The following is a 13,366-nucleotide window of genomic DNA, read 5'->3' on the forward strand; positions in this document are numbered from 1 at the left end:
ACCGACCGAAGATGCCCTGCACTCAGCCGAGTGCAGGGCATCGTCATTTCACCGGCCCGATCTGGGACGGGTCGCTATTCAGCGGTGGCGTCGAGGGTGCGCTCTCCTGCGGCGGCGTAAGCGCGTTCGGTGGCGGCCTTTTCGGGACGCCACCAGTCCTCGTTGTCGCGGTACCACTGGACGGTGGCCTTGATGCCCGCACGGAAGTCGGCGTAGCGGGGGGTCCAGCCGAGTTCGTCGCGGAGCAGGGTGGAGTCGATGGCGTAGCGCTGGTCGTGGCCGGGACGGTCGGTGACGTGGTCGAAATCGTCGGGGGCGCGGCCGAATTCCTCGAGGATCAGCTGGACGACGGTTTTGTTGTCGAGTTCGCCGTCGGCGCCGATGAGGTAGGTCTGGCCGAGGCGGCCGCGGTCCAGGATGTCCCAGACCGCGCGATTGTGGTCCTCGACGTGGATCCAGTCCCGGATCTGGTGGCCGGCGCCGTAGAGACGCGGGCGGACGCCGTCGATGAGATTGGTGATCTGGCGCGGGATGAACTTCTCCACGTGCTGGTACGGCCCGTAGTTGTTGGAGCAGTTGGACAGTGTGGCGCGGACCCCGAAGGACCGGGTCCAGGCGCGCACCAGCAGATCGCTCGACGCCTTGGAGGCGGAGTACGGGCTGGACGGGTTGTAAGGGGTGCGCTCGGTGAAGCGGGGCTCGTCCGGGGTGAGATCGCCGTAGACCTCGTCGGTGGAGACATGGTGGTAGCGCACGTCGTAGCGGCGCACCGCCTGGAGCAGTGCGTAGGTGCCGACGATATTGGTCTGGATGAACGGCCACGGCTCGGTGAGCGAGTTGTCGTTGTGCGACTCGGCGGCGAAGTGCACCACCGCGTCCACGCCGCTGACCAGCTCGTCGACCAGGTCCAGGTCGGCGATGTCGCCGTGCACGAAGTCGATGCGGTCCGCGACGGGGTCCAGGGAGGCCTTGTTGCCCGCATAGGTGAGCGCGTCCAGCACCGTCACCGTGGTGCCGGGGCGCTGGGCCACGGTCTGCTGGACGAAATTCGCACCGATGAATCCGGCTCCGCCGGTTACGAGCAATCGCACGTCATGAACCTTACGTCGGCGCCCCGGGCCGGGTCGCCGGAGGCGCGAAACCACCGCCGCGGACCCGGGATCGGCACCTGAGAGCAACCTGAGTGGCGTTCGTCACACTAGAGCTCGGTTAATGCCGAATGGAAATGCCGCCGCAATTCGAAAAGCGTGCTGAGAGTGCATATTTCCAGGGGCCCACCGACGCGCGAGTCCGACTGGTGAACAAAATTTGAATTAAAGGTCACAAACGGTTCACCACCCGTTAGCTGGTCTAGATTTCGATCAGTTAGTCCCCTCCGAACGCTCTACATCGAGGTTCAAAACCAAATGCTGATGAGGAAATTCGCCGCTACGTCGGCGCTGCTGATCGCCGCCATGGGCGTCACCGCAGGCACCGTCAACGCGGCTCCGGCCGAGGCCGCCCCCGAGGCGATCAACTTCACCGCCCAGTCCACCGACACCCAGTCCATCATCTCCATCGATTCCGGCGCGCTGGTGATCGAGGACGACGCCCTCAAGATCAAGGCGGCCGACGGCACCACCGTCGCGGGCACCCCGCTGAAGTTCAAGGTCGACGAGTTCGAATTCCCCATCGCCGCTGAGATCACGGATCGCAAGGCGACCCTGACCCCGCAGCTGTCCATGGAGAAGGCCGTCTACAAGCCGGTCGCCCTGCCCTTCGAGGACAAGGCTCCCTGGAAGAACGAGTACGACCGCGAGCTGGCCGCGTTCAACCGCCTGAAGGACACCATCAGCATGGGCGCCACCATCGCCACGCTGGTCGGCGGCCTGGGCGGCGCGGCTGTCGGCTGCGTCCTGGGCGGCGTCCTGGGCGGCGCGGTTGTCGGCGGCACCATCGTCGGCCTGTTCGGTCCGTTCATTCCGGCCGCCCTCGCGGGCTGCCTGGCCGGTGCGGCCGCCATGGGCGCCCTGGGCACCATCGCGGGCCAGATCTTCATCACGGCCCCGGTCGCGATCGGTGCGGCGATCCAGTACTTCGCCACCGTCAACGCGCCTTTCGTGCCGCCGGCGAAGTAATTCCCCGAGCTCACAACTGAATTCGTACAACTGAATCAACAACCGAACATCGAGCCAGAAAGCCCCGCCCGGGGTGTGTAACCGCGCGGGGCTTTCCCCGGCCCGACCGGGTTACTGATAGTTTGCGAACTCAGTCACCGGTCACCAATCAACCGCTACAAGCACCTGATGAGGACCAAATTCACATGCGTTTCACGAAGTTTGCCGCTACCTCGGCCCTGCTGATCGCCGCGCTGGGCGTCACCGCGGGCACCGTCAACGCGGCCCCCGCCGCCCCGGCTGCCGCGCCGATCAACTTCACCGCCGACCGCACCGACACCCAGTCGATCATCACCATCGACTCCGGCTCGCTGGTGGTCGAGGACGACGCCCTCAAGATCAAGGCGGCCGACGGCACCGTCGTCGCGGGCACCCCGCTGAAGTTCAAGGTCGACGAGTTCGAATTCCCCATCGCCGCTGAGGTTTCCCAGCACAAGGCGACCCTGACCCCGCAGCTCGACATCAGCAAGGCGGTCTACAAGCCGGTCGCCCTGCCCTTCGAGGACAAGGCGCCGTGGAAGACCGAGTACGAGCGTGAGCAGGCCGCCTGGAGCCGCATGACCTCCACCATCTCCATGGGCGCCACCATCGGCACCCTGGTCGGCGGCCTCGGCGGCGCGGCGGTCGGCTGCGTCCTCGGCGGTGTTCTGGGCGGCGTAGTCGTCGGCGGCACCATCGTCGGCCTGTTCGGCCCGTTCATCCCGGCCGCCCTCGCCGGCTGCCTCGGCGGCGCGGCCGCCATGGGCGCCCTGGGCGCCATCGGCGGTCAGATCTTCGTGACCGCTCCGGTCGCGATCGGTGCGGTGATCCAGTACTTCGCCACCATCAACGCCCCCTTCACCCCGCCTGCCAAGTAGTCGGTAAGCAGTTCGAAACAAAACCCCCGTCCGGTTCGCCGGGCGGGGTTTTGTTTGTTACGCACTGTCACTCGATCTTGATGAACGAATGATTAACCAACACTGTCTATTTGATGACAGTTTGTTTGCCGCAACGTGCCGGAGAATTTCTTAACCTGCCGATAACACGATGCGCAAAAACTATCGGCAGAAAAAGAACCCCCGCTCCAGACCAGGGAGCGGGGGTTCATGCTCGTCCGGCCGACCGGAGTCGAGGCCGTCCGAGCCCAATCAGGCGGTGCGGGCTTCCTCGGTCACCTCGGTGCAGGCGCGGACGAAGCGGGCGACGCGGCCGAGCGCTTTACGCCCCTCGGGCAACCCGGGCGCGATGCTCATGAAGGCGTGCACCTGGCCCCGCCACAGTTCGACGGTGTTCGGCACGCCCGCCGCGGTGAGCCGCTCGGCCATGAGTTCGCAGTCGTAGCGCAGGACTTCGTCCTCGGCGGCGATGAGCAGCACCGGCGGCAAGCTGGCCAGCGCCCCGTTCACCGGGGAGAGCATCGGATCCAGCCGGCCGTCGATCTCGGCGCCGATGCGGACCACCGCCGCCAGCGCGGACAGCGGGAGGTAGGGGTCGCGGGCGACGTTCATGTACTCGCGCTTGGCCGCGTAGTCGAGGTCGAGCAGCGGACTCAATCCGATCAGGCCGGCGGGCCTGGGCAGACCGGCTTCGATGGCGGCGAGTGCGGTGGCGAAGGTGAGATAGCCGCCCGCGGAGTCACCGGCGAAGGTGATCCGGGACGGGTCGACGCCCTTGCGCAGCAGCCAGCGGTAGGCGGTGAGGCAGTCCTGTACCGACTGGGTGATGCTGCGGCCGGGCAACTGCCGATAGTCCACGTTGACCACAGGCAGGCCGGTCCGGCGGGCCAGGCTGGCGGCGACCGGACGGTGGGTGCTCAGGCCGCAGACCGCGAAGCCGCCGCCGTGCATGTAGAGCATCGCGCCGTTGCGCAGCGACTTGGAGCCACCGGCCGGGCGCAGAATCTCCATCCGGAAACCCCTCAGCGTCACCTGCTCCCGGTCCACGCCGCGTGGGCCGGGCCGCAGTCTGGCCAGATTGTCGATGGCGAAAGCGCCGATCGGGATGGTCGCCCGGGTGATCGGTGCGACACGCAGTGCTGGACGCACCACCGAGGTGCAGGTCGCCAGGAGCAGGCGGGCCGCCGGGCTGGGTCCATCCGGATTCATTACTTCGCCGACACCGATCGCGGTCATCGCGCACCTGCTTCCCACTGGCGCGCCGTGCCCGACGGACGGCGGGGGTCACCCACCGGGACAGGCGAGACATCGGCGCTGACATCTCACACGGCGTTGTTTCACAACGCTCGAACTCAGGAGACCACGTGAATGTGACCTATGCGACAAGATTCGCCCGAATCGCCGAGAATCTAAACCCCCGTGATGGATTCGTAGGCGTGTCGGAACCGCACCGACGTCGAGTGCGACGCCTCGTAGCGAAACTGGCAGACTCCTCGGCATGCGCGGAATCATCTTGGCGGGCGGCACCGGCTCCCGGTTGCACCCGATCACGCGCGGGGTGAGCAAGCAGCTGGTCCCGGTCTACGACAAACCGATGGTCTACTACCCGCTGTCCACGCTGATGCTCGCGGGCATCCGGGACGTGCTGGTGATCACCACACCCGAGGAGGCGGACGCGTTCCGCCGCCTGCTCGGCGACGGCTCCCAGTTCGGCATCTCGCTGGACTACGTGGTGCAGCCGGAACCGGACGGGCTGGCGCGGGCCTTCGTGCTCGGCGCCGACCACATCGGCACCGACAGCGCCGCACTCGTGCTCGGCGACAACATCTTCCACGGCCCGGGCCTCGGCACCAGCCTGAACCGCTTCACCGGCCTCGACGGCGGCGCGGTCTTCGCCTACTGGGTCTCCGATCCCACCGCCTACGGCGTCATCGAGTTCGACGAAGGCCGCGCGGTGTCGATCGAGGAGAAGCCGAAGAAACCCCGCTCCAACTACGCGATCCCGGGGCTGTATTTCTATGACAACGACGTCGTGGAGATCGCCAAGACGCTGCGCCCCTCCGCGCGCGGCGAATACGAGATCACCGACATCAACCGCGCCTACCTGGACGCCGGCCGGCTTCGAGTGGACGTACTGGCCCGCGGCACGGCCTGGCTGGACACCGGCACCTTCGACTCGCTGCTGGACGCCGCCAACTACGTGCGCACCATCGAAGAACGCCAGGGCCTGAAAATCGGCGTGCCGGAGGAGGTGGCCTGGCGGATGGGGTATATCGACGACGAGCAGCTGTGCGCGCAGGCCGAACCTCTGGTCCGCTCGGGCTACGGCAGGTACCTGCTCGACCTGCTCGCGCAGGGGCTGGATCAGGGAATGAAGCATAAGGATTGGTGACGATGGAGTTTCGGGAACTCGCGGTGCCCGGCGCGTGGGTGCTGACCCCGCGCCTGCACGGCGACGATCGCGGCACCTTCGCCGAGACGTTCAAGGCCTCGGAGTTCGAGAAGGCGACCGGGCGGACCTTCGATCTGTGCCAGGTCAACACCTCGGTGTCGGCGGCCGGCGTGCTGCGCGGCATCCACTACACCGAGGATCCGCCGGGCCAGGCCAAGTACGTGACCTGCGTGCGCGGGGCCTTCTTCGACGTGGTCGTCGATCTGCGTCCCGGCTCGCCCACCTACGGCCAGTGGGACAGCGTGCTCCTCGACGACGTGCACCGCCGCTCGATGTTCCTCTCCGAGGGGCTGGGTCACGCGATCCTGTCGCTGGAAGACCAGTCCACGGTCACCTACCTGTGCTCGCTGGAGTACACCCCCGAATTCGACCGGGACATAGACGCTTTCGACCCCCGGCTCGGCATCGACTGGCCGAAACTGGGCCGGGACGGGCAGGCGCTGTCCTACGTCCGCTCCCCCAAAGACTCTGCCGCCCCGCCTTTTTCCTGATCAGGACCTGAGCCGAAACGAAGGCCCCGCGCGTATGCGCGGGGCCTTCCTCTCATGCACCGGTCACTCAGCCGACCGGCTCCAGTGCGGGCTTCAGCTCGGCCGCGGCCGAATCCTGTCGCGCCGCGGTCTTGCGCCGCTTGGGCAGGTACACCGTCAGCGCGACCAGGGCGCCGACGATCGCCACACCGGCGGCGAACTGCAGACCCGGACGGTAGGTGTCCAGCATCGCGGCCGGGCTCCGGTCGGTGTGCACGCCGCTGGTGATGATCGCGGTGGTCACGGCCAGGATGATGGCCGCGCCGACCTGCATGGCGGTCTGCAGCACGCCGGCCGCCAGGCCCTGCTCGTCGTCCTCGATGCCGCTGGTGGCCTGGATGTTGATGGCCGGGAAGCCGACCCAGCCGATGCCGATCAGCACCAGCGCGGGCAGCAGCATGGTCAGGTAGTTCGGCGCGATGTCCAGGCGCAGGTAGGCCAGGTAGCCCAGCGCCATGACCACCAGGGTGACCGCGATGATCGGGCCGGTGCCGAAGCGATCGACCAGCTTGTCGGAGACGAAGGCCGAGGAGACCACCAGCAGACCGACCGGCAGCAGCGCGAGGGCCAGCTTCAGCGGCGACCAGCCGAGGGTTTCCTGCAGGTACATGGTGGTGATGAACTGCCAGCTGAAGTAGGAGCCGGCGACCGCGATGATGGCGAGACTGGCCCGGACCAGGCTGGCCTTCTTCAGGATGCCGAGCCGGATCAGCGGGTACTTCACGCGCTTCTCCACCGCGATGAACCCGGCGAACAGCGCGGCGGCGATCACGAACGAGCCGAGGGTGCGCGCCGAGGCCCAGCCCACTTCGGGAGCGGTGACCACGGTGTAGACCAACAGCAGCATGGCGCCGGTGGACAGCACCGCGCCCAGGATGTCGTGTCCGCCTTCTTCGGCGGGCTTGTCCTTGGGCACCAGGTACCAGGCGGCGACCAGGGCGGCGACGGCGACCGGGACCGGGAGCAGGAAGGTCCAGCGCCAGCCGAGGCCGGTCATCAGGCCACCGAAGAGCAGGCCCATGGAGTAGCCGCCCGCACCGAACACGGTGTAGATGGACAGCGCCTTGTTGCGGGCCGGTCCCTCACGGAAGTTCGTGGTGATGATCGACAGACCGGTCGGCGCGGTGAACGCGGCGGCCAGTCCCTTGATGAAGCGGGTGATGATCAGCAGGGTGCCGTCGCTGACGAAAGCGCCTGCCAGCGAGGCGATCGCGAAGACCGCCAGGGCGATCAGGAAGACATTGCGGCGTCCGAGCAGGTCGGCGGTACGGCCGCCGAGCAGCAGCAGGCCGCCGTAGCCGAGGACGTAGCCGGAGACCAGCCACTGCAGGGTCGAGGTGGACAGATCGAGTTCGGCACCGATGGAGGGGAGCGCGACTCCGATCATCGAAACATCGAGGCCGTCGAGGAAGAGCACGATGCAGAGGGTGATCAGCATGCCCCAGAGCCGGGCGGACCACTTGGTCGGGTCGGTCGCCTCCGCGGCGGCCGAGAGCGTTGCTGGTGAAGTCATGATCGAAACGATTGCATGCACGCACATTAATTGTCAACACATCTAATGTGTTTGCATATATCTGCCGCACTCACTAAGATGTGGTCATGTCGAAGCCGTCTCCAACCGAGACAGTCCGGGGCAGCGCCGCCTCCGGGCTGGTGGGCGAGTGGCGTGAGCTGCTCGATCGTCACGCGGCGGTGAGTTGCGCGCTGGAGAAAGCGCTGCAGGGCGAGCACCGGATCGGGGTCAGCGAGTTCGAGACGCTGGACCGTTTGATCGACGCGAACAGCGGCGACTACCGGATGAGCGATCTCGCCGAGGACATCTACCTGAGCCAGAGCGCGCTGTCGCGGACGGTGGCGCGCCTGGAACGCGACGGACTGGTGTCGCGGCGGATGTGCGTCGACGACCGCCGCGCCATCTTCGTCTGCCTCACCGACAAGGGCCGCGAGGTCTACCAGCGGGCGCTGCCCACCCATCGCGAAATCCTCGCGAGCACGTGGGAAAAGCGCAAGGGCTGCGATATCTGAGCGCTACACCAGGCTGGCGCGCGCGTCCTCGATGATCGCGCGCGCGTCCACCGACGCTGCCTTGATGCTGGCGAAAGCCGCACGGTAGCGATCGATTTCGGGCGTCTTGTCCAAATAGACCGGGCCGGTGAAGGCTTCGATGTAGACCACCGGCGGTTCCGGCTGCTCCCCCATCGCACCCTCGGGGAACTCCAGCATGACGAAACGGCCGGTCTCCATGCCGTCGTGGTATTCCGACTCCGACTGCACCACCTGCACCCGGATATTCGGCAGGTCGCACACCTGACGCAGATGATCGAGCTGGGCCGCGGTCGCGTCCGGGCCGCCGATGCGACGCCACAGCACAGCCTCGCTGATCACCACGTCCAGCTGCACCGGCGACTCGCTGCGCAGGATCAGCTGCTGGCGGGCCAGCCGCAGCTGCACGCGCCGATCGACCTCGGCCGCGGACATGCCGGGCCGCGCGGCCGCGATCAGCGCGCGGGCGTAGCTCTCGGTCTGGAGCAGTCCGGGCACGAGTTCGTTCTCGTAGGAGGTCAGCACCCGGGCCGCTTCCTCGAGCCCGATGTAGACGTCGAATCCCTCCGGGATGACATCACTGAAGCTGGTCCACCAGCCGCGTGCCTTCGTCTCCCGGGCCAGCGCGGCCAGCGGTGCGACGAGTTCCTCGGGTGCGCCGTAGATCTTGCACATGGCCTCGACATCGAGGCTGCGCAAGGAGGTCTGGCCGGTTTCGATGCGCCAAATCTTGGCTTCGGACCATTCCAATTGCTGGGCGGCCATCCGGGTGGTCATCCGGGCCCGGGTCCGCAACTCACGCAGCTGGCGGCCGAGCTGGCGCCGCGGCATGGTCGATCCGGTGGTGGAGCCTGTCGTTCTGGGCGGTACAGCCATGCTTCCCCCTCGTACTGATACGGCACGTGGCCGCGCGTCGACTACCCGGCGACACCTCCACTGTCACCGGTACGACGCTTCCCTACCAGCATCCGTCGTCGTGACCCGGACACCCGAACAGCATTGTTTCACAGCAAATCTGACATAGCGTACGACGTACAGCTCAGATACGCCACTGTCACATTCGCGCCAATGCGGTTAACGGTAAGGTTGATTGGGGAATTTAGCCTGGTTAGCTACTTCTTGGGGCCCTTTCTCCGAAACCGCCAGAACTGCACCGCGCGCACGTCCTCGGACAGCTGGTTCACCGGTTCGGCGACATCGGAGAGCGCTTGGAACAGATCGTCGGCCAGCTCGCTGATGTGCTCCACGCGGGTCGCCAGCCGGGAGGCGTTGACCAGGAATTCGAGCAGCAGTCGCACGACTGCCGCGATGGTGAGTCCCAGCGGGATGCCGATCAGCACGGTCAGCACCCCCAGTACCGCGGAGACCTGCCACATCAGCACGATCAGCACGACCGGGACGGCGACCGCGCCGGCCAGACCGAGCATGTACGCCAGCGGAAGGAGGGTGCGGGTAGCGGGGCGGTGGAACTGCACGTCGAGCAGGCCGCGCGCCGCGTCGACGCTCCACTCCCGGAATGCCCGCGGACTTTCGAACGGTTCCGCGGCCGGTTCTTCCCGAACCTCACGGGGTTTGGCGAAACGGTCTTTCCAAGTGATCCATCGGGATTCGGTCTCGTACTCCGCGGGGTCCACGGGGATTCCCTCGGTGTTATCCGTCATGGCGCGATCCTGCACGTAAACCGCTATAGCGGCCAACCGGGGATTAATAGCGAATCCGCACCGGTGAGACGAATCCGACACTCGTAAAGAAGTTTCCGATCAATCCGTAACGCTGGAGCTACCTGGTGTCGATACGACCCATGAACGCAGCAGGACCCAGATCTATCGGGGAATGGAGAAAGACAGTGCGCACCACGTTTCCGACTTCCGTCTCGGCGGCCGACATGACTGCCGCAGCGCAGGACTACAGCCAGCGCGGGTGGACGGTTGCCGAAACGGCCAACGGGATCTGCCTGATCACCGATGCCGACGTTTCCGGCATCGAGGTGACCGGCGAGCTCGCGGGCGAGGTTCGCCGCTTCCTGCGCGCCAACAACCTCTCCGGCCCCGTGATCGAGATCCCGGGCGGCGAGCGGCGCGAGATCCACCTGGTCACCGGTGTCCGCAAGGCCGCGATGGCACTCGACGCGCTACGCGAGGCCGGCGCGGTCATCTACGCCGACGGCGCGGGCATCCCGATGCCGCCGACTCAGCTCTCCGCCGGCTCGGCCTGCTGGGGCGTCGCCCCGCACGAGGCCCGCTGGCTGCCGCCGGTCGTCGCGATCGGCGCGGCGGTGCGTTCGGTGCTCGCCCGGCGCCGGGCCGGCGCCGACGTCACCAGCGTCGCCTGCTGATCCGCTCCACCTGAATACTGCGTTCCCCCACGATTCCCCCCTGCAGGGGCGGCCGGTCCTTGGAAACCGGACGCGGAACGACCGGTAACCGCCACGCGCGGATACCGGTCGTTGTGGTTTCCTGGATTGTATGAGCCAGATCACGTCTCGGAACCTGTTGCGAACCTGCCCGCTGTGCGAGGCGGTGTGCGGCCTGGAGTTGCAGCTCGACTCCGACGACCACGTGACCTCGGTGCGCGGAGACAAGCTGGATCCGTTCAGCCAGGGCTTCATCTGTCCCAAAGGCGCCAGCTTCGGCGCGCTCGACGAGGACCCGGACCGGGTCACCGAGCCGTTGATCCGGGACCGCGCCACCGATACCTGGCGCACGGCCACCTGGGACGAGGCCTTCGACTACATCGCCGAACGCTTCCCCGCGCTCGCCGCCGAGCACGGGAACCAGTCGGCCGCACTGTATTTGGGCAACCCGAACGCGCACACCGTGGCGGGTGCGCTGTACGTGCCGGTGCTGATCCGGGCGCTGGGCACCAAGAACCTGTTTTCCGCGAGCACCGCCGATCAGATGCCGAAGCAAGTGGCCAGCGGCCTGATGTTCGGTGACCCGCTACGCATCCCGGTGCCGGACCTGGACCGCACCGACTACCTGCTGATGTTAGGAGCGAATCCGCTCGAATCGAACGGATCGCTGTGCACGGCACCGGATTTCCCGGGCCGGTTGAAGGCGCTGCGCCGGCGCGGCGGAAAGTTCGTGGTGGTGGATCCGCGGGCCACCCGGACCGCGAAGCTGGCCGACGAGCATCTGTTCGTCCGGCCGGGCAGTGACGCGTACCTGCTGTTCGGGATCGTGCACACGCTGTTCGCCGAGGAGTTGACCGCGGTGTCGGTCGAGGTGCACGGGCTGGACGAATTACGCACGGCCGCCCTGAAATTCACTCCGGAGGCGGTCGCGACACGGACCGGAGTGCCCGCGGAGACCATCGTCCGGCTGGCGCGCGAGCTCGCCGCCGCGCCGACCGCCGCCGTGTACGCGCGCATCGGCACCTGCACGGCCGAATTCGGCACCGTCACACAGTGGCTGGTGGACGCGATCAACGTACTCACCGGCAATCTCGACTCGCCCGGCGGCGCGATGTTCCCCGAGGCCGCGGCGGGCGGGATCCCCCGCACCAAGCCGTTCCGGATCGGGCGCTGGGCCAGCCGGGTGCGCGGGCTGCCGGAGGCGATGGGCGAGCTGCCCGTCGCCACCCTCGCCGACGAAATCCTCACGCCCGGAAAGGGCCAGGTGCGCGCGGTGGTCACCGTCGCGGGCAATCCGGTGCTGTCCGCGCCGAGCGGCGCCCGGCTGGACGCGGCGTTCGCGCAGCTGGATTTCATGGTGAGCGTGGACCGGTACGTCAATGAGACGACCCGGCACGCCGATGTCATCCTGCCGCCGCCGCGCCCGGTGCAGTCACCGCACTACGACTTCGCGCTGCTGCAGTTCGCGGTACGCAATTACGCCCGGTACTCGCCGCCGCTGGTGCCGCTGGAAGACCGCCCGTCCGAGGCCGCGGTGCTGGCGCGGCTGGGCGCGGCGCTGACCGGGCAGCCGCACACCGGCGATGTCGTCGGACTGGTGGACGAGCTGATCATCTCGGGCACGCTGCAGAAGGCCGGGCTCACCGATCGCCGCCCGGAGTTGCAGGGCGCGACCAGTACCGAGCAGCGCCTGGACCTCATGCTGCGCGTCGGGCCGTACGGCGAATGGAACGGTGGCACGCTTAATCTGCAAGCCCTGCTGGACAATCCGCACGGCATCGACCTCGGGCCGCTGCGGCCACGGCTGCCCGGCGTGCTGATCACCGCGTCCAAGCGGGTGGAGCTGGCGCCCGCGCCGCTGCTCGACGAGGTGGAGCGGATGCGGGCCCGAATCGGGGAGCCCGCACCGGATTTCGTGCTGATCGGGCGGCGGCAGCTGCGTTCCAACAACAGCTGGATGCACAATGTCGCGCCGCTGGTCAGCGGATCGAACAAGTGCACCTTGCACATTCATCCCCAGGATGTGGAAAAGCTCGGGCTGGGCGATCACGCGGTCGTGAAGTCCGCGGCGGGCACCCTGACGGTGCCGCTGGAGCCGACCGAGGCGATCATGCCCGGCGTGGTGAGCCTGCCGCACGGCTGGGGTCACCAGGACAGCGCGCAGACCGTAGCGCGGGCGCACGCCGGCGTGAACGCCAATGTGCTGACGGATGATTCGATCGTGGACGCGCCCTCGGGGAACGCGGTCTTCAACGGGGTCCCGGTGACCTTGATCGCCACCTAACTCCGGTCGAAGGCCGCCTGGGCGCGCTGCGCCAGGTCCGCGCCGAGCTTGAAAGCCTGGGCGGCCAGGTCCTGATGGGCCGCGGCGTCGGTGGTCTCGGTGCCGTAGAGCAGTGTCAGGGAGGAGTTCGCGACGGCCGAGTAGCCGGCGATGCCGTGCCGCAGCTGGGTGGTCATCGACTCCTTGTACCCGCGGCGGTCGTAGGTCCGCTCCTGCACGCCCGCCAATCCCACGAAGTGCAATTCATCGATGGCGCTGCCGGTCTCGGTGGCACTGTTCTCGTAGGCCCAGCCGCGGCTGAACACCCGGTCGATCCAGCCCTTGGCGAGCGCGGGCAGCGACCACCAGTAGACCGGGAACAGCACGACGACGACATCGGCGGATTCGACCAGCCGGTGCTCCCGGGCGACGTCCGCGGGCACCTCGCCGCGCAGCCGGTGCACGGCGAGGTCGGCGGCGGTGAAGACCGGGTCGAAGCCCGTCGCCGTCAGATCGTGCACGGTGACCGCCGTACTGCCGTCGGACCGGATGCCTTCTTCGACAGCGCGGGTGAGGGCCCAGGAGGCGGAATCGTGGTCGGGGTGGGCGACCACGAGCAGGACGTTCGGGCGGTGCTGTTCGTTCGTCATGCTGCCAAGCTAAAGTATGACATTAACGTCAATGTCAAGGAGCG

General features: G+C 67.3%; 13 protein-coding genes. 7 read left to right on the forward strand and 6 right to left on the reverse strand.

Translation table 11 applies throughout. The annotated features are described in order from the left end of the window. Positions 1–74 precede the first annotated feature (74 nt). Entirely contained in the window at positions 75–1,091 is a 1,017-nt protein-coding gene (gene rfbB, locus AB0M14_RS05170) for a dTDP-glucose 4,6-dehydratase (RefSeq protein WP_364988955.1), read from the reverse strand. Between the two features lie 315 nt (positions 1,092–1,406). Between rfbB and AB0M14_RS05175 the strand changes: the two genes are divergently transcribed. Both AB0M14_RS05175 and AB0M14_RS05180 read left to right on the forward strand, forming a co-directional pair. After that, the gene (locus AB0M14_RS05175; protein WP_364988957.1) at positions 1,407–2,117 is read left to right on the forward strand and encodes a hypothetical protein; all 711 of its coding nucleotides are present in this window, start codon (positions 1,407–1,409) and stop codon (positions 2,115–2,117) included. A 185-nt stretch (positions 2,118–2,302) separates the two neighbouring features. Further along, positions 2,303–3,013: a hypothetical protein gene (locus AB0M14_RS05180; protein WP_364988959.1), complete on the forward strand. Its 711-nt coding sequence runs from the start codon at positions 2,303–2,305 to the stop codon at positions 3,011–3,013. Between the two features lie 270 nt (positions 3,014–3,283). Here AB0M14_RS05180 and AB0M14_RS05185 read toward each other — a convergent pair whose 3' ends face one another. Further along, a complete protein-coding gene (locus tag AB0M14_RS05185; RefSeq protein ID WP_364988962.1) occupies positions 3,284–4,267 on the reverse strand; it encodes an alpha/beta hydrolase in 984 nt (327 codons plus the stop codon). Between the two features lie 262 nt (positions 4,268–4,529). Between AB0M14_RS05185 and rfbA the strand changes: the two genes are divergently transcribed. After that, entirely contained in the window at positions 4,530–5,423 is an 894-nt protein-coding gene (gene rfbA, locus AB0M14_RS05190) for a glucose-1-phosphate thymidylyltransferase RfbA (protein ID WP_364988964.1), read from the forward strand. Between the two features lie 2 nt (positions 5,424–5,425). Then, the gene (gene rfbC, locus AB0M14_RS05195; RefSeq protein WP_364988967.1) at positions 5,426–5,974 is read left to right on the forward strand and encodes a dTDP-4-dehydrorhamnose 3,5-epimerase; all 549 of its coding nucleotides are present in this window, start codon (positions 5,426–5,428) and stop codon (positions 5,972–5,974) included. Between the two features lie 67 nt (positions 5,975–6,041). Here the strand turns inward: rfbC and AB0M14_RS05200 are convergent, their stop codons facing one another. Then, positions 6,042–7,526 (reverse strand): MFS transporter, encoded by a 1,485-nt coding sequence (locus AB0M14_RS05200; protein ID WP_364988969.1) that lies wholly within the window; start codon positions 7,524–7,526, stop codon positions 6,042–6,044. Positions 7,527–7,612: 86 nt separating this feature from the next. On the opposite strand from AB0M14_RS05200, the gene AB0M14_RS05205 reads away from it, so the two are divergent. Then, entirely contained in the window at positions 7,613–8,038 is a 426-nt protein-coding gene (locus AB0M14_RS05205) for a MarR family transcriptional regulator (RefSeq protein WP_364988971.1), read from the forward strand. 3 nt (positions 8,039–8,041) lie between these two features. Here the strand turns inward: AB0M14_RS05205 and AB0M14_RS05210 are convergent, their stop codons facing one another. Both AB0M14_RS05210 and AB0M14_RS05215 read right to left on the reverse strand, forming a co-directional pair. Further along, entirely contained in the window at positions 8,042–8,932 is an 891-nt protein-coding gene (locus tag AB0M14_RS05210) for a helix-turn-helix transcriptional regulator (RefSeq protein WP_364988973.1), read from the reverse strand. Between the two features lie 236 nt (positions 8,933–9,168). Continuing rightward, the gene (locus AB0M14_RS05215) at positions 9,169–9,717 is read right to left on the reverse strand and encodes a DUF4282 domain-containing protein (RefSeq protein ID WP_364988975.1); all 549 of its coding nucleotides are present in this window, start codon (positions 9,715–9,717) and stop codon (positions 9,169–9,171) included. A 224-nt stretch (positions 9,718–9,941) separates the two neighbouring features. Here AB0M14_RS05215 and AB0M14_RS05220 point away from each other — a divergent pair, with 224 nt between their 5' ends. Then, positions 9,942–10,391, forward strand: coding sequence for a hypothetical protein (locus AB0M14_RS05220; RefSeq protein WP_364988977.1), 450 nt, complete (start codon positions 9,942–9,944; stop codon positions 10,389–10,391). A gap of 130 nt (positions 10,392–10,521) precedes the next feature. Next, positions 10,522–12,693, forward strand: coding sequence for a molybdopterin-dependent oxidoreductase (locus tag AB0M14_RS05225; protein WP_364988979.1), 2,172 nt, complete (start codon positions 10,522–10,524; stop codon positions 12,691–12,693). On the opposite strand, the gene AB0M14_RS05230 is transcribed toward AB0M14_RS05225, so the two are convergent. Next, complete coding sequence (locus AB0M14_RS05230) at positions 12,690–13,322, reverse strand: NAD(P)H-dependent oxidoreductase (protein ID WP_364988981.1); 633 nt, start codon at positions 13,320–13,322, stop codon at positions 12,690–12,692. The genes AB0M14_RS05225 and AB0M14_RS05230 overlap by 4 nt on opposite strands. Between the last annotated feature and the right edge of the window lie 44 nt (positions 13,323–13,366).

Source organism: Nocardia sp. NPDC051832, assembly GCF_040681285.1.
In the GTDB taxonomy this organism is placed as follows: Bacteria; Actinomycetota; Actinomycetes; order Mycobacteriales; family Mycobacteriaceae; genus Nocardia.